General features: G+C 73.9%; 17 protein-coding genes. 8 read left to right on the plus strand and 9 right to left on the minus strand.

All coding sequences use genetic code 11. The annotated features are described in order from the left end of the window. The first annotated feature begins 212 nt into the window (after positions 1 to 212). The 7 genes from ACZ69I_RS01165 to ACZ69I_RS01195 all read left to right on the plus strand — a co-directional run bounded on the left by ACZ69I_RS01165 (position 213) and on the right by ACZ69I_RS01195 (position 9,017). Complete coding sequence (locus ACZ69I_RS01165; RefSeq protein ID WP_470829933.1) at positions 213 to 1,859, plus strand: dynamin family protein; 1,647 nt, start codon at positions 213 to 215, stop codon at positions 1,857 to 1,859. 5 nt (positions 1,860 to 1,864) lie between these two features. Continuing rightward, positions 1,865 to 3,691 carry a GTPase gene (locus ACZ69I_RS01170; protein WP_470829935.1) on the plus strand — a complete coding sequence of 609 codons (1,827 nt, stop codon included), beginning with the start codon at positions 1,865 to 1,867 and terminating at the stop codon, positions 3,689 to 3,691. Positions 3,692 to 3,871: 180 nt separating this feature from the next. Further along, a complete protein-coding gene (locus ACZ69I_RS01175) occupies positions 3,872 to 4,315 on the plus strand; it encodes a single-stranded DNA-binding protein (RefSeq protein WP_470829936.1) in 444 nt (147 codons plus the stop codon). A gap of 358 nt (positions 4,316 to 4,673) precedes the next feature. Then, the gene (locus ACZ69I_RS01180; RefSeq protein WP_470830634.1) at positions 4,674 to 6,023 is read left to right on the plus strand and encodes a Cys-Gln thioester bond-forming surface protein; all 1,350 of its coding nucleotides are present in this window, start codon (positions 4,674 to 4,676) and stop codon (positions 6,021 to 6,023) included. Between the two features lie 198 nt (positions 6,024 to 6,221). After that, positions 6,222 to 7,886, plus strand: a complete 1,665-nt coding sequence (gene ettA / locus ACZ69I_RS01185; RefSeq protein WP_467669310.1) for an energy-dependent translational throttle protein EttA — start codon at positions 6,222 to 6,224, stop codon at positions 7,884 to 7,886. 7 nt (positions 7,887 to 7,893) lie between these two features. Then, on the plus strand, positions 7,894 to 8,334 hold the full coding sequence (locus ACZ69I_RS01190; RefSeq protein WP_467669308.1) for an acyl-CoA thioesterase: 441 nt from the start codon (positions 7,894 to 7,896) through the stop codon (positions 8,332 to 8,334). Then, positions 8,331 to 9,017 carry a DUF8185 domain-containing protein gene (locus tag ACZ69I_RS01195; RefSeq protein WP_467669306.1) on the plus strand — a complete coding sequence of 229 codons (687 nt, stop codon included), beginning with the start codon at positions 8,331 to 8,333 and terminating at the stop codon, positions 9,015 to 9,017. Before ACZ69I_RS01190 ends, ACZ69I_RS01195 begins: the two co-directional genes overlap by 4 nt. A 52-nt stretch (positions 9,018 to 9,069) precedes the next feature. Here ACZ69I_RS01195 and ACZ69I_RS01200 read toward each other — a convergent pair whose 3' ends face one another. From ACZ69I_RS01200 to ACZ69I_RS01215, 4 genes are all read right to left on the minus strand, one after another. Then, positions 9,070 to 10,116 (minus strand): ABC transporter ATP-binding protein, encoded by a 1,047-nt coding sequence (locus tag ACZ69I_RS01200; RefSeq protein WP_470829938.1) that lies wholly within the window; start codon positions 10,114 to 10,116, stop codon positions 9,070 to 9,072. Further along, complete coding sequence (locus ACZ69I_RS01205; RefSeq protein ID WP_470829939.1) at positions 10,113 to 12,911, minus strand: ABC transporter permease; 2,799 nt, start codon at positions 12,909 to 12,911, stop codon at positions 10,113 to 10,115. The genes ACZ69I_RS01200 and ACZ69I_RS01205 overlap by 4 nt, the downstream gene beginning before the upstream one ends. A 1-nt stretch (position 12,912) precedes the next feature. Further along, positions 12,913 to 15,705, minus strand: coding sequence for an FtsX-like permease family protein (locus ACZ69I_RS01210; protein WP_470829940.1), 2,793 nt, complete (start codon positions 15,703 to 15,705; stop codon positions 12,913 to 12,915). A gap of 210 nt (positions 15,706 to 15,915) precedes the next feature. Beyond that, positions 15,916 to 16,329: a globin gene (locus tag ACZ69I_RS01215; protein WP_467669298.1), complete on the minus strand. Its 414-nt coding sequence runs from the start codon at positions 16,327 to 16,329 to the stop codon at positions 15,916 to 15,918. Positions 16,330 to 16,612: 283 nt separating this feature from the next. Here ACZ69I_RS01215 and ACZ69I_RS01220 point away from each other — a divergent pair, with 283 nt between their 5' ends. Continuing rightward, the gene (locus ACZ69I_RS01220) at positions 16,613 to 17,578 is read left to right on the plus strand and encodes a methyltransferase domain-containing protein (protein WP_470829941.1); all 966 of its coding nucleotides are present in this window, start codon (positions 16,613 to 16,615) and stop codon (positions 17,576 to 17,578) included. Between the two features lie 6 nt (positions 17,579 to 17,584). On the opposite strand, the gene ACZ69I_RS01225 is transcribed toward ACZ69I_RS01220, so the two are convergent. The 5 genes from ACZ69I_RS01225 to ACZ69I_RS01245 form a co-directional block, all read right to left on the minus strand. Continuing rightward, positions 17,585 to 19,069, minus strand: a complete 1,485-nt coding sequence (locus ACZ69I_RS01225) for an FHA domain-containing protein (RefSeq protein ID WP_470829942.1) — start codon at positions 19,067 to 19,069, stop codon at positions 17,585 to 17,587. Positions 19,070 to 19,170: 101 nt separating this feature from the next. Continuing rightward, positions 19,171 to 20,517 (minus strand): vWA domain-containing protein, encoded by a 1,347-nt coding sequence (locus tag ACZ69I_RS01230; protein WP_470829944.1) that lies wholly within the window; start codon positions 20,515 to 20,517, stop codon positions 19,171 to 19,173. A 167-nt stretch (positions 20,518 to 20,684) separates the two neighbouring features. Further along, positions 20,685 to 22,028 (minus strand): PP2C family protein-serine/threonine phosphatase, encoded by a 1,344-nt coding sequence (locus ACZ69I_RS01235; protein ID WP_470829946.1) that lies wholly within the window; start codon positions 22,026 to 22,028, stop codon positions 20,685 to 20,687. A gap of 2 nt (positions 22,029 to 22,030) precedes the next feature. After that, on the minus strand, positions 22,031 to 24,589 hold the full coding sequence (locus tag ACZ69I_RS01240) for a serine/threonine-protein kinase (RefSeq protein ID WP_470829948.1): 2,559 nt from the start codon (positions 24,587 to 24,589) through the stop codon (positions 22,031 to 22,033). After that, positions 24,586 to 25,905, minus strand: a complete 1,320-nt coding sequence (locus tag ACZ69I_RS01245) for a hypothetical protein (protein WP_470829950.1) — start codon at positions 25,903 to 25,905, stop codon at positions 24,586 to 24,588. Before ACZ69I_RS01245 ends, ACZ69I_RS01240 begins: the two co-directional genes overlap by 4 nt. Positions 25,906 to 25,928: the final 23 nt, after the last annotated feature.

The raw sequence follows: 25,928 nt of genomic DNA on the forward strand, positions 1-25,928 counted from the left end.
CGCCTCCGCGCCGTGATGTGGAGGTTCGGTGAAGCGGTCCTGATAATCGCAGGCAGGTGCGAATCTCGCATCGCTTTTGGCGTCTCACGCCCCGGGTGTTGTGCACTCGTTATGCCTGCGCCCCAGTCGCCCCTTCCATCCCCTGTGTCCGATCGGCGCGCAGGGACCACCATATGCTTCAGAAAGCCGTCAAAATTGGGCATTCTTCGCATGTGGTGACCTTGGACGTACGGCCTCAGTTGCTTGACGCACTCTCCGCCCTGCGCGAGCGTGTCGCCGCCGCACGCTTTCCGCTCCCCCTGCCGGGGGCGCCACGCGCGCGTGCCAACCGGGACGAGTTGCTGGCACAGCTCGATGACTATCTGGTGCCCCGCCTCAAGGCGCCCGAAGCGCCGCTTCTGGCCGTCGTCGGCGGGTCCACGGGGGCGGGCAAGTCCACCCTCGTGAACTCCCTCGTGGGGCAGCAGGTCAGCGAGGCGGGTGTGCTGCGGCCCACCACGCGTACGCCGGTGCTCGTCTGCCACCCCGACGATCACCACTGGTTCTCGGGGATGCGCGTCCTGCCCGACCTCACGCGCGTGTGGGTGCCCCGGCACGAGACCCCGGAGGATGGCGACGACGGCAGGGACGAGGATCTGGACGCGCGGGCCCTGGTGGGCGAGGAGGAGCGCGCCCTGCGGATCGAGACCGCCCGGAGCCTGCCGCGCGGACTCGCCCTCCTGGACGCGCCCGACATCGACTCGCTCCTCTCCGACAACCGCGTCCTGGCCGCCGAGCTGATCTCCGCGGCCGACATCTGGGTCATGGTCACCACCGCCTCGCGGTACGCCGACGCCGTCCCCTGGCACCTCCTGCGCACCGCCAAGGAGCACGACGCCACCCTCGTCACCGTCCTCGACCGGGTGCCCCACCAAGTGGTGACCGAGGTCTCACGGCAGTACGGGGCGCTGCTCGCCAAGGCGGGCCTCGGCGACGTACCGCGCTTCACCGTGCCGGAACTGCCCGAGTCCGCGGGCGGCGGCGGGCTGCTCCCGGCCACCGCCGTGGCCCCGTTGCGGGCCTGGCTCACCCACCGCGTCCAGGAACCCGCCGCCCGCGCGCAGACCGTGGCCCGTACCGCGTACGGAGTCATCGGCTCCCTCGACGCCCGGATGCCTGAGCTCGCGGGAGCCGTCGCCGCCCAGTACGCGGCCGCGCTGCGGCTCACCTCCGCCGTCGACGAGGCGTACGAGCACGAGCACGCGCGCGTGCAGGGGCGTTTGCGGGCGGGGGGAGTGCTGGCCGGCGGGGCCCTGAAGCGCTGGCGCAGCTACCCGCTCGACTGCGGCCCCGGCGAGCTCCTCGACGCCATCGCCGAGAGCCTGGAGGCGCTGCTCCTGTGCGCCGTCACCGCGGCCGACGAGCGCATCGACGAGGCCTGGCGGCGCGAACCCGCCGCGGGCGCCCCCGGCCTCGCCGACCGCGACCCCGAGGTGGAGAGCGCCGAGCACCGCATCGGGATGGCCGTCCGCAGATGGCGGCGCGTCCTGGAGGAGTACGCCGAGGACGAGGTGCGCGGCATCGAACGGATCGACAAGAACCCGCTCCCCGACCCCGAGGTCGTCGCCGCGCTGCTCGCCACCGCCCTGCTCGGCGGGCACCGGGCGCGTTCGGCGGGGGAGACCCTCGCCGAACGGATCGGCGCCCAGAGTGCGGTCCGGCTGCGCGACCGGGGCACGCGCCTGCTGGACGAGTACCTGGAGAAGGTCCTCACCACCGAACGGGAACGGCGGCTGGCTCCGCTGTACGCCCTAGAGGTGCACCCCGAACCCCAGGCCGAGCTGATCGCCGCCCTGTCCGTACTGCAGAAGGAGAGGTGACCGCGGTGACCGCCGTCACTGATCACGCCGACCGCGCCGAGCACGGCGAAGGGAGCGAGCCCGACAGGACCGACGAACACCCCGGCGGCGACGCCGAGCGGGCCTGGGACGACGGGCTCATCGCGCGGCGCGTCGCGGGCGGGCCCCGGGGCGCGGACCCGGACGCCGACTCCACAGTGCGCTCCTACGCCCCCTCCGCGAGCCCCGCCGCACCGGGGAGCCCCACCACGTACGAAGGGCCGCTGCGCGCACGGCTGGACGCGCTGCGTGAACTCGTCGGGCTCTCCCGCACCCGCCTCGACAGCGGCACGCTCGCCGAGGCGGGCCGGGTCCTCGACGAGGCCGCCGCCCGGCGCAGGCTCTCCGAACGGCATACCGTCGTCGCCGTCGCGGGCGCCACCGGAAGCGGCAAGTCCACGCTCTTCAACTCCCTCGCGGGAGTGATGATCTCGGACACCGGCGTGCGCAGGCCGACCACCGCAGCGCCCATCGGATGCAGCTGGACGGACGGCGCCGCGGGCCTCCTCGACCGGCTCGGCATCCCCGGGCGACTGCGCCGCAGGCCGCTGCAGGGGCCGGGTGCCGACGAGTTGCAGGGGCTCGTGCTGATCGACCTGCCCGACCACGACTCGGCGGTCGGCGCACACCGCGAGCACGTCGACCGGATCCTGGCCCTCGTCGACGCCGTCATCTGGGTCGTCGACCCGGAGAAGTACGCCGACGCGATGCTCCACGAACGCTATCTGCGGCCCATGGCCGGCCACGCGGAGGTCACCTTCGTCGTGCTCAACCAGATCGACCGGCTCCCCGGGGACGCCGCCGACCAGGTCCTCGACGATCTGCGGCGGCTCCTCGACGAGGACGGCGTCGCGCTCGGCGAGCACGGCGAACCGGGCGCCACGGTCCTCGCGATCTCCGCGCTGACCGGCGAGGGGGTCGGTGAACTGCGCGAGGCGCTCGGCCAGTTCACCCAGGAGAGGGGTGCCGCGGCCCGCCGGATCTCCGCGGACCTGGACGCCGCCACGGACCGGCTGCGTCCGGTGTACGTCACCGGGGCGCACGCGGGGCGCAACCGCGGCCGGATCGGGCTCAGCGAGGAGGCGCGCGAGGAGTTCGCCGACCGGCTCGCGGACGCCGTGGGCGCGACCGCGGCGGGCGACGCCGCCGAGCGGGCCTGGCGCAGGAACGCGGGCAAGGCGTGCGGCGATCCCTGGCTCAGGCTCTGGCGGTGGTACGAGGCCAAGCGCTCCTCGCAGGGCCCTCCGACGCCGACCGCGCTGGCACCCATCGACGAGGAGGCGACGGCGCGTCAGCGCGTGGAGCACGCCGTGCGCACGGTGGCCGACGAGGCGGCGTCGGGGCTCCCCGCGCCCTGGGGGCAGGCCGTGCGGGAGGCCGCGGTGCGCGGCGCCGAGGGGCTGCCCGAGGTGCTCGACGAGCTGGCGGTGACGGTGGGTGTGCCGGTCGGCCGTCCGCCGCGGCCCGGCTGGTGGCCCGCGGCCGTTCTCGCGCAGGCGGCGATGACGCTGCTCCAAGTGGTGGGCGGCATCTGGCTGGTGGGCCAGATCGTCGGGGTCGTCACGCCGAACCTGGGCGTGCCGGTGCTGCTGATGCTGGCGGGCATCGTGGGCGGCCCGTGCGTGGAGTGGGCGAGCCGGATGGCGGCGCGGGGCCCCGCGCGCAGGTACGGGTACGAGGCGGAACGGCGACTGCGCGAGGCGGCCGCGGGGTGCGGGCGGGCGAGGGTCCTCGATCCGGTGGCGGCGGAGCTGCTGCGCTATCGGGAGGTCAGGGAGCAGTACGTGCGGGTGTCGGGGACGCAGGTGGGGTGAGGCGCCCGGCGGCTCGGGTCCTCCCACCCCTCCTCCCGCCCCCTTTCGGGTGACGAGGTTTTCCACAACCGTTCCGTGGTCCACAGGGCTCAGCGGGATCGGGCCGTCCGGTGCAGTCTGAGATCGCGGTCGCGAAGAGCGCGGCGGCAGGAGCGGACGATGCGGGGGAGGGGTTCGGCGATGAACGAGACCTTGGTGACGGTGGTGGGGAATGTCGCGACGACGCCGGTGTACCGGGAGCTGCCTTCGGGGCCGGTGGCGCGGTTCCGGCTCGCGGTGACCTCGCGGTATTTCGACGCGGCGAAGAACACCTGGAACGACGGGCACACCAACTTCTTCACGGTCTGGGCCTGGCGGGCGCTCGGGACGAACGTGCAGGGCTCGGTGTCCGTGGGTGAACCGGTGATCGTGCAGGGCCGGTTGAAGGTGCGGGACGAGGAGCGGGGCGGGCAGCACTGGACGTCGGCGGACATCGAGGCGCTGGCGGTCGGACATGATCTGTCGCGCGGTACGGCGGCGTTCCGGCGTGTGGGGAAGGGAAATCCGGCGCTCACGGCACCGGCCGCGGAGCGGGATTCGGATGGCGCCGTGACGTGGGAGAAGCAGCCCGCGCCGGTGGGATGACGGGCCGTCAGCGACAGTCCTGGCCGCCGACCGATGTGCGGCATATCGGCGAATGGGGTCGGTTGATTTGTCGATAAGCCCAGCTCGGAGCGGGTGTTGGGGATAACGATTACGAGTCGGATCAGCCGCCCGATGGGATGCGTGGGGCTCGTGATCCACCGCTTCCTTAGGATGCCGAACGTAGCTCACGGGGCAGTCGGCAGGTGATGCCACCCAGGTGGCAGGTGAACCTGCCCCATTCAGTCTGCTGGCGGGACCACCCCCCAACGTTGTGAACGGGTCCCGCCCGGAGGGGAATTCTGTGTTTTCTGCGTTGTCCATACGTAGCCGAGGCGCCGCCCGCCTCGCCGCAGTGACCATGGCGGCGGGGCTGGCCGTGGCGGGCGGAATGACCGCCGCCACCGCGGCCGTGGCGGAGGAGGCGCCGCAGCACCGGGGCGGCGCGACCGCGACGCTGGGCGGCCTGCAGACGTACGACCAGGCCGTCGTCCGTGACAACGGCACCTCGCAGCAGGTGCCCGCGGGGCTCTTCGAGATGACCGTGGAGGGTGGCGGCACCCTGCAGACGTACTGCGTCGACATCCTCAACCCCACGCAGAAGGACGCCAAGTACCAGGAGACGCCCTGGAGCGGCACCTCACTGAACGCCAACCGCGACGCGGGCAAGATCCGCTGGATCCTGCAGCACTCCTACCCGCAGGTGAACGACCTCGCGGCGCTGGCCAGGAAGGCGGGCGTGCGCTCCCTCACCGAGCAGACCGCCGCCGCGGGCACCCAGGTGGCGATCTGGCGGTACTCCGACGGCGCGAAGGTCGAGGCCGTCGACCCGAAGGCCGAGAAGCTCGCCGACCACCTGTTCCACAGCGCGCGCGACAGCGCCGAGCCGAAGGCGTCACTGACGCTCGACCCGCCCGCCGTGTCGGGTCGCGCCGGGGAGCGGCTCGGCCCGGTGACCGTGCGGACCGACGCCGACTCCGTGACGGTGACCCCGCCCGCGGACTCCCTGGCGAGCGGCGTGAAGGTCGTCGGCAGGAACGGCAAGGCCGTCAAGTCCGCGCGCGACGGCAGCCGCCTCTACTTCGACGTGCCGAAGGACTCCCCGGACGGTTCGGCCGCCCTCTCCCTGCAGGCGTCCACGACCGTGCCGGTCGGCCGGGCCTTCGCGTCCGAGACCAGGAGCCAGACGCAGATACTCGCGGGCTCCAGCGAGTCGACGGTCTCGGCGACGGCGACGGCGAACTGGGCCGAGAAGGGGGCGGTACCGGCGCTCTCGGCGGAGAAGAACTGCGCGAAGAGCGGCATCGACATCACCGCGGACAACAAGGGCGACGAGCCGTTCACCTTCCGGCTGATGGGCTTCGAGCACACCATCGAGGCGGACACGTCACAGACCGTGACGATACCGCTGCAGGAGGACCAGCCCTACGACTTCACGATCAAGGGCCCGGACGGCTTCGAGAAGCGCTTCAAGGGCGTGCTCGACTGCCGGACCGAGGGCGCCGGGATCGACACCAAGGCCCAGCCCGTCTCCGAGCCCAGCCCCGCCTCGGCGGGCGGCACCTCCGGCGGCGGTGACCTGGCCGAAACCGGCAGCTCCAGCAATACGCCGCTGATCGCGGGCATCGCGGTGGCGTTCGTCGTCCTCGGCGGCGCGACGGTCTTCTTCCTCCGCAGGAAGAACGACCCGGAGGCTTCCGGCGAGGAGTGAGCGTGCGCGGGGCCGCCGGGGGCTTCCATGCCTCCGGCGGGCCGTCACGCACAACGACGGACGGTGACCGACCGGCTACCCGAACGGCCGACGAACGCCCAGCTCACGGCCCCCCGTCCATACTGGTTTCCTCCGGGAGGTGGCTGTCAGGCAAGATGGGGTGTATCTGCCCACTCACTGATTGCCGGACGGTTTCTCTTGGCTGAGTACATCTACACCATGCGCAAGACGCGCAAGGCGCACGGCGACAAGGTGATTCTTGATGACGTCACCTTGAGCTTCCTTCCTGGCGCCAAGATCGGTGTCGTGGGCCCCAACGGCGCCGGCAAGTCCACGGTGCTGAAGATCATGGCCGGTCTCGAGCAGCCGTCCAACGGTGACGCGTTCCTCACGCCCGGCTTCAGCGTCGGCATCCTCATGCAGGAGCCGCAGCTCGACGAGTCGAAGACCGTTCTGGAGAACGTCCAGGACGGCGCCGCCGAGATCATGGGCAAGCTCAAGCGCTTCAACGAGGTCGCCGAGCTCATGGCGACCGACTACTCGGACGCGCTCATGGAGGAGATGGGCAAGCTCCAGGAGGACCTGGACCACGCCAACGCCTGGGACCTCGACGCCCAGCTCGAGCAGGCCATGGACGCGCTCGGCTGCCCGCCCGGCGACTGGCCCGTCACCACCCTCTCCGGCGGTGAGAAGCGCCGCGTCGCGCTCTGCAAGCTCCTCATCGAGGCGCCCGACCTGCTCCTCCTCGACGAGCCCACCAACCACCTCGACGCCGAGTCGGTGAACTGGCTGGAGCAGCACCTCGCGAAGTACGCGGGCTGCGTCATCGCCGTCACCCACGACCGTTACTTCCTGGACAACGTCGCCGAGTGGATCCTCGAGCTCGACCGCGGCCGCGCCATCGCCTACGAGGGCAACTACTCCACGTACCTGGAGAAGAAGCAGTCCCGCCTCAAGGTCGAGGGCCAGAAGGACGCCAAGCGTGCGAAGCGTCTGAAGGAAGAGCTCGAGTGGGTGCGGTCGAACGCCAAGGGGCGTCAGGCCAAGTCCAAGGCGCGTCTCGCCCGGTACGAGGAGATGGCGGCCGAGGCCGACAAGATGCGGAAGCTGGACTTCGAGGAGATCCAGATTCCGCCGGGCCCGCGGCTGGGCTCGATCGTCGTCGAGGTCGAGAACCTCTCGAAGGCCTTCGGCGACAAGGTCCTGATCGACGACCTGAGCTTCACGCTGCCGCGCAACGGCATCGTCGGCATCATCGGTCCGAACGGCGCGGGCAAGACCACGCTGTTCAAGATGATCCAGGGCCTGGAGACGCCGGACGCCGGCAAGATCAAGGTCGGCGACACGGTCAAGATCTCGTACGTCGACCAGAGCCGCGCCAACATCGACCCGAAGAAGACGCTGTGGGCCGTCGTCTCCGACGAGCTGGACTACATCAACGTCGGCCAGGTCGAGATGCCCTCGCGGGCGTACGTCTCCGCCTTCGGGTTCAAGGGTCCGGACCAGCAGAAGCCGGCCGGTGTGCTCTCCGGTGGTGAGCGCAACCGCCTCAACCTGGCGCTGACCCTCAAGGAGGGCGGCAACCTGCTCCTCCTCGACGAACCGACGAACGACCTGGACGTCGAGACCCTGTCGTCCCTGGAGAACGCGCTCCTGGAGTTCCCGGGCGCCGCTGTCGTGATCTCCCACGACCGGTGGTTCCTGGACAGGGTCGCCACGCACATCCTCGCCTACGAGGGCGACTCCAAGTGGTACTGGTTCGAGGGCAACTTCGAGTCGTACGAGAAGAACAAGATCGAGCGTCTGGGTGCGGACGCGGCCCGTCCGCACCGTGCCACCTACAAGAAGCTCACGCGAGGCTGAGGCGACCGTGGCTCGACACATATACCAATGCCCGTTGCGCTGGTCGGACATGGACGCCTTCGGGCACGTCAACAACGCCGTCTTCCTGCGGTACCTGGAAGAGGCGCGCATCGACTTCATGTTCCGGCTCGCGCCCGGTGACGGTTCCCCGTCGTTCTCGGGCGGCTCGGTCGTGGCCCGCCACGAGATCGACTACGTACGGCCGTTGGTGCACCGGCACGAGCCGGTCACCATCGAGTCGTGGGTGACGAAGATCGGTGCGGCGTCGCTGACGATCTCGTACCAGATCAAGGACGCGGACCAGGTGTATGTGCGGGCCTCGACCGTGGTCGTCCCCTTCGACCTGGAGGCGCAGCGGCCCCGCCGGATCACCGCGGAAGAGCGGGCGGTCCTGGAGACGTACGCCGACGACAGCGCCGACAGCGGCTCGGGGGCGCTTGCCGCATGACCGCGCGGCTGCACTTCGCCGATGCCGGGGAGGCGGCGGACCTCGCCGCCTTCCTGGCCCGGCTGATCCACTACGACAAGGCCGCCGCGGTGCGGCTGCAGGCCGCCGGGGACACGCTCGCCGTGTTCGGGCGGCCGCCGTCGTTCGAGGTGCTCGTGATCCGGACGGCGCGGCTCGCCAAGCCGTACGAACACGGGCTCGACACCGCGCTCGACGTCACCGTCTCCGCCGGGGAGTTCCTTGAGCGCGTCGGTGAGTCGGCGGAGTCCGTGCGGGCGGCGGGCGTCGCCGAGGTGCCGCAGGCCGTCACGGGGCCGCCGTGGGCGGGCGTGCTGCCGCCGCGCGGCGGCTGGCGGCAGGAGCCGGGGCTGCCGGCCCCGGACGTGCTGCGGGCCGTCGTTCAGGCGGCCGTCGCCGAATTCCGCTCCCGCGTCGAGGAGTTGCCCGCCGAGCGGCGGGTGCGGGCCGAGCTCGACCGCGTCGGGCGGGAGATCTGGTCCAGGACCGTCGGCGACACCCGGCTGCCGGTGCGGGCCGCACACGCGGCCCAGTCCCTGGGATTCCTGCGCGGCGACGTCCTGACGCTGCTGTCGTCGGGGCCGTGGCTGCGGCTGCGTACGGCGTACGGATCCGTCGCGGTGCGTCCGGCCGGTGTCGGAGGGCTCACCGTCACGCCCGCGTAAGGCAGTGCGTGCGCGGTCGGCTCGCGCAGGGAAGTGCGTGCGCGGCGATCCGTCAGGCCCGGTCGTCCGGCCAGAGCGCGATGTGGTCCCGTTCCAGCTCCAGCGCCACCCTGTCCCGCATGTCCAGTGCGGCCGTGTACGCGGCCGGGAGCTGGAGGCGGCCCGCCCGGTCCAGCATCGCGTACTCGCGGGAGATCAGGGACTCCTGGCCGGTGGCGGCGTCGACCTCCGTGCGGCGCAGGACCTCCGTGGACGTGCGGCCGTCGCGGATGGCGACCGTGCGGCGGACCTCGGAGGCGACCGCCTGGTCGTGGGTGACGATGACGATGGTGGTGCCGAGCTCCTCGTTGGCGGTGCGGAACGCCGCGAAGATCTGCTCCGCCGTCTGCGAGTCCAGTTCGCCGGTGGGCTCGTCGGCGAGGAGGACCGCGGGGTCGTTGGCCAAGGCCACCGCGATGGCGACGCGCTGCTGCTGGCCGCCGGACAGCTGGTGGGGGCGGCGGTCCCGGCACTCCGCCACCTGCAACAACTCCAGGAGGCGCAGAGCGCGTTCGGACTTCCTCGGACGCTTCCCGGGGTGGCTCGGGCGGCTCGGGTGCCTTTTCGTGCTGTCGCGGCCCCTCAACTGCATGGGCAGCGCCACGTTCTGAGCCGCCGTCAGGTAGGGAAGCAGATTGCGGGCGGTCTGTTGCCATACGAATCCGACCACGTCACGCCGGTAGCGCAGGCGTTCCTTGGCGCTCATGGCGAGCAGGCTGTGGCCCGCCACGCGCGCCGCGCCCGCGGTCGGCTCGTCGAGGCCCGCCAGGATGTTCATCAGGGTCGACTTGCCGCTGCCGGAGGCGCCGACCAGGGCCATCAACTCGCCCTCTCGTACCAGGAGATCGAGCCCCTGGAGCGCCTGCACCTCCACGCCGTCCGTGGCGAAGACGCGGACCAGGCGGTCGCAGCTGATCAGCGCGTCGTGGCCGTAGGAGGGCCGGTCGCGGCGGGCGGCTGCCCGTGCCTCCAGGTCGGCGAGGGACGGCGGGGGCGCCGTGGCGCCCGTGGCGTCCGTCGCGTCCGTCGCGTCCGTGAGGCCCGTATCCGTGCCGGTCATCGGTTGTCTCCCGTTCTCAGGTCGGCGGCGGGGGTGCGCCGGGTGGTCCACCAGGCCTGGGCGAACGCCACTCCCGCGGTGAGCGCGACGACGCCCACGGCGGGCAGCAGCAGCGACCACGGGTCGGCCCGCAGCGTGATGTCGCCAAGACCCGTGACGCCGCCCCGCGCGGCCAGGGCGATGCGGCGCAGATTGAGGCCGTCCGCGAGCAGCCCGACCGCCGCCCACCCCGCGAGCGCCCCACCGGCCGCCGCGAGCAGCGCCTGCGGCAGGGACTCCAGGGCAAGGAGGAGGCGGCCCTGGCGCGCGCCGAGCCCCATGGTGCGCAGCCGGGCCAGGAGCGCGGCGCGCTGGGGTGCGGACTGCAGGAGGGAGAGCAGGACGGCGAGGGCGGCGTAGCCGGCCCCGGCGGCGACGGCGGCCACGTAGACGTGTTCGGCGCCGCTCTGCAGGGGCGAGTCGGTGAGCGCGGCGCGTTCGGCGCCGCGCAGGCGGACGTCGAGGCCCTTGCCGCGCACCGGGCCCGCGGCCCGTGCGATCGCCTTCCCGGTGACGCCGTCCCCCGTCACGAGGAGCGTGGTGTCCTTCGCCTTCGGGAGCGCGCGCCGGTCGATCAGGAGGAACGCGCCCTGGGCGGGGGCCGCGGGGGTCCTCGTGCGGGTGGCGGTGATCTTCGCGGTGAAGGGGCCCGCGGGCGTCCGGAAGGTGTGGGGGCCCGTGCCGAGCCTGCGGGCGACGTCGGGGGAGGCGACGGCGGGGGCGATGGCACGGTCGGCGCCCTTCGCCCGCGGCGCCGCGAGATCCCGTGCGGAGAGCGGGCCCAGGCCGGTCGCACCCGTCAGACGCGCGTACGTCGCCGGGTCGGCGGCAACCAGCGGCACCCCCGAGCCGTCGGGCATCGTCATGTCCCAGTCGATGTGCACGGCCGCCACCTCGCGCACCCCGGAGGCACGGCGCACCTCGTCCGCCAGGTGCGCGGGCAGTGCGGCGTCGCCCCGCGTCACCCGGGCGTCCGCGCCCACCGCGAGCAGCGCCGTGCGGTCCCGGGCGTCCTGCACACCGGCGAGCACCGAACCGCCGAACGCCGCCGTCGTCAGGGCGAGGAGCAAGCCGAGCAGCGGCAGGAGCTGAGCGGCCGACGACCGGCCCGCGCGCGCCGTCGCGAGGAAGCCGAGCAGGCCGCGGCGGCGCGCGAACGGGCGCATGAGCAGCCGCAACGGCAGCGGGTAGAGGCGTACGAGGAGGAGCGCCGCGATGCCGCCGACCAGCAGGGGAGCGGCGCTGACCAGCCAGTCCACCGACCCGCCCGCGCCACCGTCCTCGCCCCCGCCGCCTCCCGTACCGCTTGTGGGCCCGGCGTCCCCCACGCCCCGCCGCCGCAGCGACACCACCGCGCCCACCGCGAGGACGAGCAGCACCAGTTCGGCGACGGTGCGGCGCCGGGACGGGCGGGCCGTCGCGAGATCCGCGCGGCCCGCGTGCGCCCGGGGCCTGCGGTGCGTGAACGCCGCTCGTACCGGCAGCGCCGCGCACGCGAGGACGCAGACCGCGGCCGCCGCCCCCGCCGCGGGGCCCCCGCGCGCGTCCGGCACGACGAGGACAGCCGCGAGCAGGCCGAGGGCCGCCGCGGGCACCGCCACCACGGACGTCTCCGCGAGCAGCCGTCCCGCGACGCCGCGCACGGAGGCGCCGCGCGAGCGCAGCAGCGCCAGCTCATCGCTCCGGCGCGCGGCGGTCAGCGCACAGGTCATCAGGAGGACGACGGCGGCCACCCCGCCCACGCCGTACGCGGCGACGGCGACCACCGGCGCGACGGCGTCCCGCAGCCCCGCGTGCTCGGTGAGGACCTTGTCCAGATCGGTGGAGAGCAGTGCCTCGGGGTCCGTGAAGGAGCGCAACTCGCGCAGCAGCGGGCCCTTTTCGAGGGAGGCGATCCGGCTCTTGAGGGCCGGCAGGTCGCGGGCGGTGAGGCCGCCGGGGTCGGGGGCGACGCGCCAGTACTGCCGCGGGGTCCGGTCGACCGCCGAGAGGACCGGGCCCGCGTCGGGCGCGAGGAGCAGCCCCGCGTGCCAGCGCTTGAGTGACATGCTCTTGCGCGCCACCATGACCTCGGCGGGGGTGCGCAGGACCGGGTCGAACGACCAGTAGGCGCCCTTCGGCCGCAGCGGTTCCAGGATGCCGGTGATGTGGACGGTGACGGGATCGGCCAGTTCGGGGCGGAGGTGGAGGTCCGCGCCGACCTTGATGCGCATCACGCGCGCGGTGTCCGCGGTGACGGCCGCCTCGACGCGGCGGCTGCTCGACGTGACGCCCTTCCCGCTGGGCAGCCGCCCCTCCCGTACGCGCGCGTGGTCGCTGATTCCGGCCTGGGCGGCGAGCGTGAACGCCGGGTCGACCGGGTCGAGGCGGGGCAGCCAACGGTCCGTCGCCGAGGGGGCCTTGAGGGTCTGCGCGCCGTACGCCGACTGCGTCGTGTCGGCGCGGACCGGCGCGGGCAGGGCGCCGAGGGTCTTCTCGTAACGGTCCCGGAGGTACGCGGGACGCAGGGCGTCGTCGCGTTCGCGCTGGGGCTTCTCCAACCCCGGTGCGAGGGTGGCGAGTTCGAGCCCGTTGCGGGCGGGCCCCGCGTCGGTGACGGCGGCGCGCACGCCCTCGCTCTCGTACGCGTCGACCGCGCGGGGGAAGAGGGCGGCGAGGAAGGCGGTCACGGCCACCAGGAGGGCGAAGGCGACCGCGGGCGCCGGGGCGGCGCGCAGGCGGGTGCGGGTCCAGGGGGCGGCGACGGGGGTGCGCATGTCAGTTGCCCCCTTCGTGGCGCAGGGAGACCGTGGGGGTGCCGCGGCGCAGGGAGAGGGCCGTGATGATCAGCAGGGGGACCGCGGCGACCGCGGCGAGCAGGGTCACGGCCCGCGCGAGGGGGAGTTGGACCAGGACCGGGGGGACCGGCTGGGTCGCCTCGCCGGTGAGGACGATCAGCGGGACCACGGCGCGGGTCAGGACCACGCCGAGGCCGAGGCCCACCAGGAGCGCGAGGCCGAGGAGGAAGCCCTGCTCCGCCGCGATCAGCAGGGCCAGCCTGCGGCGCGGGGCACCGAGCGCGCGCAGCACCGCGAACTCCGCGGTCCGCTCGCGCGACGACCCCGCCGCGCTCACCGCGAAGCCGACGGCGGCCAGCGCGGCGGCGGCCGCGGCGACCGCCGGCAGCGCGGACTGCGGGCCCGCGCCGAGCGGGTCCCCGCGCAGCTCACGGGCGATCTCGTCGCGCACGAGGACCTGGTCGGGGTCGACGTCGGGGCGGGCGCGCACGGCCGCGGCCGTACGGTCGGCGGCGCCGGGGCGGGTGGTCAGCCACCACTCCGTGGGGGACAGCCGGGTCCTGCCCGTGTCCGCGAGGCGGGCATTCACGCCCGCCAGGTCGAGCAGGACGGCGCCGCCGTCCGGACCGTCCCCGGCGGCGCCGGTGCCCGTGCCGTCCTGCGCGGCGGCCGTCGGCAGCTCCCGCACCGCCTTCACGATCCGTACCCGCACCGTCCCCTTCCCTGTCGGCACGTCCACGCTCGCGCCGACCTTCGCGCCGCCCGCCCGCAGGAACGCCTCCGTCACCACGGCCCGCAGCGGGGAGCCGCCCTCCCGCGCCGGTCCGGGCGCGATCGCCGCCGCGATCGCCGCACGGCCCCCGCCGCCCGCACCGCTCCCGTTGTCCGCGCGGACCAGCAGCCCCGCCGACGCGTGCGCCATGTCCAGGGCCAGGACCGTGGCCTGCCGGTCGTCGGAGAGTTCCATGGGGAAGCGGGTCGCGGGCGCGGCCGCCCGTACGCCGGGCAGCGCCCCGAAGACCTCGCCCTGCCGGCTCTCCGGCACCCGGCTGCCGAGCACCCGGACCTCGGCGCCCGCCCGGAAGTCCGCCTGGTCCTCCTGCGAACGGTTCCAGGACGCGCCCTGCCCGATGGCCAGCAGGCCCATCGCCACGGCCAGGACGAGCAGCAGCACGGGGCCCGCCCCGCGCAGCGGCCGCCTGCTGAGCTGCCAGCCCGCCAGCGCCCCCGGCAGCCCGCGCCCCTTCGCCGCCCACCGCTCGGCGAGCCGCGCCGCGGGCGGCAGCAGCCGCAGCGTGACCACGGTGCCCGCGAGGAGCGCGAGGGCGGGCGCGGCCACCAGGAGCGGGTCGATGCCGAGCCGCCCCGACCGGTCGTCGCCGAGCGCGCCCGAGCCCGAAGTGCGGCTGTCCAGCTGCCAGTACGCGACCGCGGCGATCACGAGGAGCCCCACGTCCGCGCCCGCCCGCAGCGGCGCGGGGAGCGCGGCCGCCCGTACGGACCGCCGTACGCCCGCGGTGGCCGAGAGCGCGGGCGCGACCACCGCGAGCGCGCAGCCGAGCGCGGTGACCGCGGCGGCCGACCAGACGGCGGTCCCCGCCGACACGTCCAGGTCGAGACCGGTCCGCGCCAGGGCGCCGTGCCCGGCGAGCAGCCCGGTCAGCGGGCCCGCGAGGAGTGGCGCGAGGACGACGGCGGGCAGCGCGAGCAGCAGCGCCTCCACCGCGGCGAGCCGGGCGACGTGGCCCCGCGAGCCGCCCCGGGCCAGGAGCAGCTCGGTCTCGCCGCCGCGCTCGGCGGCGAGCAGCCGGGCGACCAGGAGCAGCGCGTACCCGGCGAGCATGATCAGCTGCAGGGCGACGATGAGCAGGGTGGAACGGGACACGAGCAGCGCGCGTTCCGCCCGGTCGAGGACGTCGGGCAGCGCCGTCGTGGCGCTCGGACTGCCGCTCAGGGCAGGGCTCTTGACGAGTGCGGCGGGGCCCTCGGCGGCCGCGGCGCGCAGCGCGTCGACGCGGCCCGCTGTGACGGACCCGAAGTCGGCGGTGGCCAGCCACTGCGTGCCGTCGGCCGTGACGCGCGAGCCGGTGAGCACCGCGGGATCGACGAGCAGCGGCCCGTACACCATGAACACGCCCTGGCGCAGGCCGCGTCCGCCCAGTTCGTCCAGGCGCCAGTACGGATCGGCGGGGTCGGCGGGGCGGTAGACGCCGGTGACGCGGACGGCGACCTTCGGGCCGGACAGGCGGTCGGTGAGGGTGACGGGGGCCGAGCCGGGGCCGAGGCGGAGCCGGGCGGCCGCGGCCTCGGGCAGGGCCACCTCGACGGGGCGCTCGCCGCGGCCGGACCGCCGCTTCGCGCCGCCGTCCGCGCTCGGCCAACTGCCTTGGGTGAGGCGGAGCCTGGAGCGGTCGAGGGCCGCGAAACGGGTGAGGTCGGGCTGGTCCGCGCGGCGGCCGCCGGGCAGCGCGTACGTGCCCGAGCGGGTCAGGGAGAGCAGGCGCACCGGCAGGCCGTCGAAGGTGCGCCGGGCCCCTTCCCGTACCGCGCGGTCCGCCGACTCTCCCCCGCCCGGCTCCACTTGGCTGCGTACGACGAGCGCCGCCGGGGCCGCGGACCGGGTGCGCAGGGTGTGCCGCAGCGCGGCGTCGCCGATCGCCCCGGAGAACGCGGTGAGCGTGGCGAGGACCGCCGTGGTGAGCAGGACGGCGAGGAGCGCGGCGGTGAGCAGCAGCCGGTGGGCACGCACGCGCAGAAGAACGAACCCCGTCACCCGGTCGACCCCCCGTGCCCCTGCCCGCGCATGCGGGTGCGCATGCGCGGGTGCCTGTGCCCCTGCTCCGCCCCCCGGCAGTCCTCGGATGTTTTCAGAGGGCAGGCGGTTACGGAAGGGGCGGGAGCGCTGACAGAAAGGGCAAACAGGACCCTGACATGAGGGGCCGGGCGGGCAGGGACGCGGGCGTCAGCGCAGGGACGAGGGCGGTCAGCCCTCCGAGTTGACCATGGACGCCGCCGCGTACGTCAGGTAGTTCCACAGCGTCCGCTCGTGCTCCTCGGAGAGGCCGAGCTGGTCGACGGCGGAGCGCATGTGCTTCAGCCAGGCGTCGTGCGCCGCCCGGTCGACCGTGAACGGCGCGTGCCGCATGCGCAGGCGGGGGTGGCCGCGGTTGTCGCTGTACGTACGGGGACCGCCCCAGTACTGCATGAGGAAGAGCGCGAGGCGCTCCTCGGCGGGGCCCAGATCCTCCTCCGGGTACATCGGCCGGAGCAGCGGGTCCTCCGCGACCCCCTGGTAGAAGAAATGCACCAGGCGCCGGAAGGTCTCCTCGCCGCCGACCTGTTCGTAGTAGGTCTGCTCCTGAAGCGTGCCGCGCGGGATCTCTTTCACACGTTCCATGGTCTCAGACGGGGCGGCCGAGTACGGAGGGCTTAGGGCCTTTCGTTTGGGTCAGGCCGGGCTCGCGGGGCCTGGCACGCACGCTCGCGGCGTTGTCGTCGGTTGCCAACTCCCCCAAGCTCGAGGCTTCGCTCGAGCAGGGGGCACCCCCATCGCGTTGCCGCCCTCCTCCGCCTTGCGATCGCACGCACCAGGCCCCGCTCCCTGATCCGGCCTGACCCAAACGAAAGACCCTAGGACCATCCCACTCGCATCGCGGGCGTCGGCGCAGCACAGTGGAGCCATGGAAGCCGATCCCGCCCAGGTCCTCGAAGCCAGGTCCGCCCTTGTGCGCGAGATCGCGGCGAGCGGGGCCTGGCAGGACGACCCCGCCTGGCAGTCGGCGTTCGAGGCCGTCCCCCGGCACCTGTTCGTGCCCTATTACTACGTGGGCGCGGGCGGCGGGTACGAGCGTCTGTGGGGCGAGGACCCCGACGAACGGCGCCGTGCCCGCTGGCTGCGCGGCTGCTACACCGACACCCCGCTGGCGACCCGGGTGCGCGACGGGGAGCTCGTCTCCTCCAGCAGCCAGCCGTCCCTGATGGCGAAGATGCTCGCCGAGCTGGCCGTGCCGGACGAGGGGAGCTGCGACGTACTGGAGATCGGGGCGGGCACCGGCTACAACGCGGCGCTGCTCGCCCACCGGCTCGGCGACGAGCACGTCACGACCGTCGACCTGGACCCCGAGATCACGGAGTCCGCCCGGCAGCACCTGGCGGCCGCGGGGTACCGCCCTGCCGTGGTGACCGGGGACGGCGCGGCCGGCTGTCCCGAGCGCGCGCCCTACGACCGGATCATCGCCACCTGCACGCTGACCTCGGTGCCGAGGGCCTGGCTCGGCCAGTGCCGCCCCGGCGCCCGGATCCTCGCGCCGCTGGCCACCGGCCTGATCGCGCTGACCGTGCGGGACGCGGAAAACGCCGAGGGGCGCTTCCTGCACACGCCCGCCTATTTCGTGCCGCTGCGTGGCGGGGACGCGCGGGCCCCGTACGAGCGCCACATCGGCGGGCTGCCGCGCGGGGCCCTGCAGAACGAGCTCTTCCGCTTCCTGCTCGAACTGACCTCGGGCAGCCTCGATCCGCACGAAGCACTCGCGCTGTGGCAGCGCGAGGGGCTGCCGGTGCGCGAGCGCTTCGGGGTCACCGTGCGCGGACCGTACGCATGGGCCTGGCTCGACGACCCCGAAGGGCCGTACGTCTGGCCGCTGTGAACCGGCTCAGTCGCGGCGGACCGTGATCGTCGTCCAGGCGCCCACGTGCACCTGGTCGCCGTCCTGGAGCGGGATCGGGACGAACGGCTGGATGGGCTCCTCGCCGCCGTTGACCGTGGTGCCGTTGGTGGAGTTCTGGTCGACGACCGCCCAGCTGCCGTCCGGCTGCTGGACCAGGACCGCGTGCTGGTGCGAGACGCCCGGGTCCTCCGGCGGTACCGACAGGTCGATGTCCGGGGTGTCGCCGGTGGAGTGCCTGCGGCGGCCGATGGTGAGCTGGTTGCCGACCAGCGGGCGCTGCTGTTCCGGCGAGTACGCGGGCAGGTTCAGGCCCGAGGCCTCCGGGCCGCTGCGCTGCATCATCGCCATGAAGTACTCGCGGTCGGGAGCGATCGTCGCCGTCCACGTGCCGGGGCCCTGCTGGGGCTGGGACCTGGGTGCCTGCGGCTGCCCGGTGCCCTGCTGGAACGGGTCCTGGGACTGGAAGGGCTCCTGGGTCTGGAAAGGCTCCTGGGACCGGAAGGGCTCCTGGGGCTGGAACGGTTCCTGCGGCTGGAACGGCTCCTGCGGGGCGGGGGCCGGGGCCGGGGCGGGAGCCGCCGTCGAGGAGGGCGGCGAGATCACCCAGTCGTCGTCTCCGCCGCCGCCGAAGGACGGGCCGGACGGCGGCGGGGGCGGGCCCTGCGGGGCACCGGGGCCCTGCGGGAACGCGGGCGGCGCGGGCGGACCCGGCTGCTGGAACGCCTGCGGGGCACCGGGCGGCACCTGGCCCTGGCCGGGGTGGCCCTGACCGGGGTGGCCCTGCGGACCGGGGCCGTGTGGACCGGGCTGACCCTGCGGTCCCGGACCCTGCGGGCCCTGCTGACTGGGCTGGCTGGGCTGACCGTGCTGGCCGGGGCCCTGCGGACCGGAGCCCTGTGGACCGGGGCCCTGCTGACCGCCCTGCGGTCCTGGACCCTGCTGGCCGCCGCCGTTGCCGAACGGCGGGATCGGCTCGGCGGGCCGGTTCACCTGCGAGGGGCGCGAGCCCTGGTACTCGTATCCCGGCGGGGGCTGCTGGAACTGCTGCGCCGGGTTCGGACCCGGCGGCATGCCGGGGCCGCGGCCGGGACCGGGCCCGGGACCGCGGCTCGGGCCGCCCTGTGTGCCCGGCAGCGGCGGGTTCGGCGCGGCCGGAGTGTACGAGGTGGCCGTGTTCGTCAGGAAGTTCCAGCGGCACTCCTCGCAGAACGGCGCGTTCGCCTCGCGGGGAGTGCGGCACTGCGGGCAGAGCTCCGCCTCGGGGGCCGGGTCCGGCACGGCGGCCAGATGCGGGCGGCCCGGCGCGGGCTGCGGGAAGCCCGGGTCCTGGCCGGGCGGCGGCGGAGGATAGCCGTATCCGGCCGGGGGCGGGGGAGGCGGCGGGGGCGGGACGGCACCGGCCATGCGGTGACCGCAGACCTCGCACCAGTCGTCGGAACCCGACTGGTGTCCGTTCGGGCAGGTCGGCATGTCGGCGCTTCCCCCTCTCCTTCTCCGGCCCGAGGGCCGTACATCGCTGTCGTGCTGGCTGTCGTACATCGCTGTGGTGCGAACGGCGCGTGCGCGCCGCGCTACTGCTTCTTCACGCGAACGGTCTTCGTCGACCGGGTCTCGAGTGTCATCTCGTCGGCCTCGGCGACCTTCGCCTTCAATCGAACAGTACCTGCCGCGGCATCCACGACGTCCACCACCTTCGAAAGCAGTTTCGCTGTATCGGCGTTGCCCAGGGCGCCGGCGAGCTGCACCGCGCGGCCCAGTTTCGCCGTCGCGCCGTCGACATCTCCCGATTTGCGGGCGTCAAGGCCCTGCTGGATGACTTGTGCCAGTTCCGCCTGGCCCGTGTAGTGCGCGACCTGCGGGTTGATCGACGTGGAGGCCGTCATGTCGTCCGTCCACACCGCCCGCACCAGGCCCTGCGACAGCGTCTGCGCGCTGCCGTCCTCCTGCGGCACGATCAGCGAGACCCGGGCCGCGAGCATCTCCTGGCCCAGCTCGGCGCCCGGCACCTGTACACAGATGTGGTAGTCGCGGGACTCGTCGCCCCAGGACCCCGTCGGGTAGTCCCCGGCGCGCGGGCCCGCCTCCGTGCGGCGCCCGGTCAAGTCCTCGACGGTGGGCGCCACTTGCTTCACGAACTTGATCTCCACGCCCACCGGCGTCCACAGCCGCAGGCTGACGTCGGCGACCTCCTTGCCCATCGCCGTCTCCATCATCTGCGTGAAGTCGGCGGCGAGCCCGGCCGGATCGGCGACGATGTCGGCGGTGCCGAGCAGCGCGGAGGCTATTCCCGTGACCTCCTTCACCTCCCAGTCCGTGCCGACGCCGCGGGCGTCGCAGGTGAAGCGGCCCACGCAGGAGTCGAGGGCGGCCTGGAGGTCGCCCGGGGACTCGTGTTCGTTGCGGCCGTCGGTGAGCAGGATGCCGTGCCGGATGGCGACGTCGGCGGAGGACAGGAGGCGGTCGGCGAGGCGCAGCCAGGTGCCGATCGCCGTGCCGCCGCCCGCGCTCAGTCCGCGCAGCGCCTGCTTGGCCTGCTCACGGGTCTGCGCACCGGCCACCGCGAGGCGGCCGCCGCCCGGATAGACCTCCTTGGCGACGTGCGTGCCGCCGATCACCGCGAAGTGCACGCCGTCGCGCACCGCGTCGATCGCGGCGGCGGTGGCGTCGCGGGCACCCCGCATCTTCGTCGGCGGGTAGTCCATCGAACCGGAGCAGTCGACCATGATCGCCACGGCGGCGTCCGGGCTCTCTCCGGCCGTGTACAGATGCGGGGCGCGCACGGCGGACCCCATGGTTCCGCCGCCGGTCGAGGTGACCGTGGCGATGGCGTTGACCTCCCGGCCGCCTTCCGGGAGGTACTCGTTCTGGTAGACGTCCACCGAGAACCGCGGCACGTTCGATTTCGAGAAGTTGGCCATGGAACTGCTCCCCCTCAGATCCTGAAGACCCAGATCTTGAAGACCCGGACCCTGAAAACCCAGACCCTGAAAACCCAGGTCCTGAAAAACTCAGATCCTGAAAAACTCACACCACGCGAACCGGCACGGCCCCCCGCCCGGTTCGCGGGCCGATCCCACACCCGGCCCTAGGCCGATCCTGCCCCTTGCGGCACGAACGGGAACGGGACGACGGCCACTGTTACGTTGTCGTGGCCCCCGCCGTCCAGCGCGTGGCCGACCAGGACCTGGGCGCTGTGCAGCGGCCGGTCCGCGGCGTCGGCGGGCACCGCGTCGGCCATCTCGTCGACGGCTTCCGCGTAGTTCCACAGTCCGTCCGTGCACACCACCACTACACCCGCACGGTCCGGCTTGAAGGAAGCGGTGTGCGGCTCCAGTTCGTACGCGTCCGCGCCGAGCCAGCCGGTGATGGCGTGCGCGCGCTCGTCGGCGTACGCCTCGGCCTCGTTCATCAGACCCGCGGCGACCATCTGCGCGGCCCACGAGTCGTCCTCGGTCAGACGGACGGTGGGGCCGCCGCGGTCGTCGGGCACCCAGTAGGCGCGGCTGTCGCCGACCCAGCCGACGACGAGCAGGCCACCGGCGACGACCGCGCCGACCAGCGTGCAGGCGGGCGCGTTCTGGTGGGGGCTGTGCTCGCGGGCCGCGGCCGGCTCGGCGGCGAGCGCGTTGACGGCGTCGGCCGCCGCGAGGATCGCGTCGTGCATGGCCTGCTGCGGGTGGCTGCCGCGCTCCAGCGCCGCGAGCAGCGAGGCGTCGGCGGCGCGGGAGGCGGCGAGCGAGGCCTCGTCGGGGCGGGTCGCGGAGGAGACGCCGTCGCAGACGATCGCGACGACGGCGGACGAGCCGTCGGGCAGCGCCGCCTCGGAGATCGCGAAGGCGTCCTCGTTGCGGTGGTGGCGCAGCCCGCGGTCGCTGACCGCGGCGACCGCGGCGAGCTCCTGCTCCATGTGGTCGCGCTCGCGCGGCTGGGCGTGCCCGCAGTTCTCGCAGTACCCGTCCGGGTCCACCCGGCCCGAGCGGCAGGCCACGCAGAGCTTGGTGCCCGCGGCGGGCGTGGGGTCGGGGGTCTCTGTGCGCGGGTCCGCGGGGGCGGCGGCGCCGGGGGAGGGCAGGGGGTACTCGTCCGGCTCCGCGGGGGCGTCGACCGCTCCTTCGGCGGCTCCGGCTGCGGCGGCGGTCGCGGCGGCCCCGGGGAGCTCGCCGCCCGCCGAGTCCGTGCCCGCCAGGTCCGTCGGCAGGTGGGGCGGCACCGGGGTGTCGGAGCTGTCGACGTCCGGCGCGACGGGCCACCGTGCGGACTCCGCGTCCGCGGCGGTGGGTTCCGCGGGCCCGGCGGAGCCGTTCGGGGACGCCACCGGCCGCGGTGGCACCGCCGACAGGTCGAACCCGCACGCACCGCAAAACAGGTCACCCGACTCCAGCGGCTCCTCACAGCTGGGGCAGGCAGACAGCTGGGGCATCTGCGACATACTCACACCCACGTCCGGGGGCGGAAACGGTTGGCCCGCTCCACCAGTTCGATCCTCTCCTCGCCACCCTGTGCGAGCCGGGCCAGTGTCCGGTACGAACGCTCCAGACCGAACCGGAGGCCGCGCTCGTCCAGATCACTGCCGAGCAGTACGGCCCGCGTCCCGGTGGTGGCCGGTGGCGCGGAGGCGTGACCAGAGTGCTTACCGGAGAGTACCCAGTCCAGGGCCGTCCCCAGAACCTCGGTCGACAGGCGCTCCCTGCGCACCGCGTCGAGGCCGAAGCCCGCGAGCGCCTCGATCTGTCCCGCGGCGGCCGTCAGGTCGTCCAGGAAGGCGGTGCCCGGCGCGAGCGCCGCGCCGGACGCCATGCGCTGCCGCAGCCGCGCCCGCACCGCCGCGACCCGGGCCGCGGTGTAGTGGATGGACGACTCGGGCACCGACTCCAGGGTGTGCACGGCGCCGGTCCTGTCACCGGCGGCGAGCCGCACCCGGGCCAGGCCGAACGCCGCGCTCACGTAGCTCGGGTCGGTGGCCCACACCAGCCGGTAGTACTCGGCGGCGTTGTCCAGCTGGCCGAGGACCTCCGCGCACACGCCGAGCGCGAGCTTCGGCGCGGGTTCGCCGGGGAACGCGTCGTAGACCGCGTCGAAGGACAGCGCCGAGTTCTCGAAGTCGCCGGTGGCCAGGGCGGCCACGCCCCGGTACCAGACCACCCGCCAGTCGTCCGGATGCTCCAGCTCCAGATCGGCGAGGGCCTGCGCGGCGGGCGCCAGTTCACCCATGGTGAGACGGGCGCGCAGGCCGCTCAGCCGCAGCTCCAGGGAGTCGGCGGGCGCCGCCCGCAGCGCGGTGATCAGCTCGGCGGGCGCGGACGCGATGAGACCGGCGAGGAACCCGGCGTTCGGATCGTTCGGGTCCACGAGGGGCACGGGCAGGGTGAGGGCCGTGGCGACCGGATCGATCCCCCGGACGATTCCCGGGGCGATCTCCGGGGTGGTCCCCGGAGTGCCCTGACCCTGCGGTCCGCGCGGACCTTGCGTGCCCGTGCCGGACGCGTCGGCGCGCGCCCCCAGGAGGGACACGTCCGCCGTGAGCTCCGCGAACAGTTCGGTGTCCGGCACCTTCACCTCGGGCCCGAACAGCGTGGAGAGCGCGGGCCGCGGCCGTCCCGTCTGCAGCGCCACGACCTCCCGCAGGACGCCCGTGAGCTGCTCGGCCATCTCCTGCGCGGTGGCGAAGCGGCGCGCCGGGTCCGGGTCCGTGGCCCGTACGAGGAGCCGGTAGAACGACTCGTACGTACGGAAGACCTCGATGTTGTCCGGGTCGGGCAGGGAGTCCACGAACACGTTCGTATAGCCCTGGAAGTCGAAGGTCAGGACCGCGAGCGTGCGCGCGACCGTGTAGAGGTCGGAGGCCACCGAGGGCCCCGTCTCGGCGACCTCGGGGGCCTGGTAGCCGACCGTGCCGTAGATCGCGGACTCGTCGTCGTCCATGCGGCGGACCGCGCCCATGTCGATGAGCTTGAGCTGGCCCTCGGTCTGGATGGCGTTGTCGACCTTGAAGTCGCAGTACAGGAGATTGCGGCTGTGCAGGTGCCCGAGGGCTTCGAGGGCCTCGATGCCGTACGCGCACGCCTGCTCGACCGGCAGCGGATCGCGCCGGCCCTCCGCCGTACGGCGGCCGTTGGCGATCTCCTTGAGGGACTTGCCGCCCACGTACTCCATGACGATGTAGCCGTCCATGGAGCCCGTGCGCTGGTCGAGGTGCTCGACGAAGTTGTAGATCCGGACGATGTTGGAGTGCTCGATCTCGGCGAGGAAGCGGCGCTCGGAGATCGCGGCGGCCATCGCGTCCTGGTCACCGGTGTCGAGCAGGCCCTTGAGGACCACCCAGCGGTCGGACACCGCGCGGTCGATGGCGAGGTAGACCCAGCCGAGGCCGCCGTGCGCCAGACAGCCCACGACCTGGTACTGGCCGTGCACGATGTCGCCGGGGTGCAGCTTCGGCACGAAGGAGTACGGGTGGCCGCACTTGGTGCAGAAGCCCTCGGTGCGGCCCGGCCGGTCGCCGCGCGCACGGCCCACCGGCGCCCCGCAGTCCGACCGCGAGCAGAACCGCTTCCGCTCGGGCACCTCGGGGTTCTCCTGCACCGCGCCGTGCGGGTCCGGGCGCGGTACGTCCGGCACCGCGACCAGGCCCACGCCGAGCCGCCCGCGGCCCGAGGACGAGGCCGCCGAGCCCGAGCTGCGCACCGACACCGAACGGGACGTCGAACCGCCGGACAGGGAACGGGAGAGCCGCCCCGAGACCGACCTGCGCGAGGACTGCGAGCGGGACGAACGGGACGAGCCCGAGGACGAGCGGGACGACGAGCGGGCGCTGGAACTGCCCGAGCCCCGCGACCCCTTGCCGCCACCGGTGATGCCGGTTGGCGACGAGCCCACCATGCCGTTGGAGGCGACGACCGGGGCGAGCCCGCAGGTGTCGCAGTACAGCTCGCCGCCGCCGACGTCCTCGTACGACCCCGGGCATCCGGGCCGCTGACACTGCCGCTGGGTCACGATTCCCCCGTCCGGTCGGTGGGCCCGCCCTGCTGCGGGACCCTCGGCGCGAGCGCCTCGGCGGCGGCCTGCTGGTAGCGCAGGACCGCCTGCTCCGCCACGCGGAGATCGCAGGGCGCGCTCCACAGCATGCGGCGCGCCGCGTCGTACCGCTCGATCAGGAACGGGTCCTCGGCGTGGCCGAGCCGGGCCACCTTCGCCTTGTACGCGTCCAGGCGGCCGCGCAGCTCCGCGCGGACCGCGAGCGGGGCCGTGACCGCCGTCAACGACTCGCGGGCGCGCAGGAGTTCGTCCTCGGCCTTCTCCTCCAGGGACTCCAGGAGCGGGGAGAGGCGGTGCCACTGCGCGCTCCTGCGGTAGTCGGCGGCCATCGCGAGCTGCTCCTGGAGCGCGGTCGGCGGGCCGCTGACCGCGGGCACCTCGGATGCGGCGATCTTCGCGAGGACCTCGCCGCGGGCGCTCCTGGCCTCGGCGAGGGTGCGGTCCGCCCGCGAGAGCACGTCGCGCAGCCTGCCGAGGCGGACCTCCGCGTCCTGGCGGACGGTGAGCACCGCGTCGATCTCGCGGCGCACCTCCTCCAGGGCGCGGGCCTCGCGGTCGTACCGATCGGTGTGCGGGCGGCCGCCGCCCGGCGCCGAACTGCCCTCCGCGCGCCGCCAGAAGGCCAGCGGGTCGGAGACGACCTGCTCGCGCAGCGCGGTCAGGGTGCGCGTGATGTGCTCCAGGTCGTCGCCCGAGGGGTGCTCCCCGGGGCGGACCCCGACGGAGTGCGCGAGCTGGCGGGTGCGGGCCAGCTCGGCGGCGAGCAGGTCGATGCGGGCGGGCAGCGCCGACCACACCGCGTCGGCGGCGACGACCATGTCGAGGGAGTGCGCGTACAGCTCGTTCATCCGGGTCACGAGCTCTTCGAGCGTGAAGCGTTCGGTGAGCTTGGCCGGGTTGGTGATCGAGGGGGAGGTGGCGGACGCGGTGGCGCCCGCGACGGTCACGCACTCGCCGCGCAACAGCTCCGTCAGCTCGACGAGGTCGTCCCGGTTGGGCCAGCGTCTGCGCTCACGCACCTCGTGCGCGGCGCGCAGCGCACCGGCATAGGCGTCGAAGTAGGCCCAGAGCAGCGTGATCCGGCCCTCCGTCGCCGTCCAGCGCTCCTCGGTGACGCCGGTCAGCCTGGCGCCTTCGAGGAGGCGTCGGCCCGCGTGGTCCTGGAGGGCGAGGAGCGAGGTCTCGATCGCCTCGTGCTCGGCGTCGAGGCGCGCCAGCGCACGGTCCACCTCGTCCCGGTCCATCACCGGACCGGGGGGTCCCGCGACGCTCATCGATCACCTCTCCGCTCTGTGTT

The organism is Streptomyces sp. NPDC036815 (assembly GCF_055609205.1).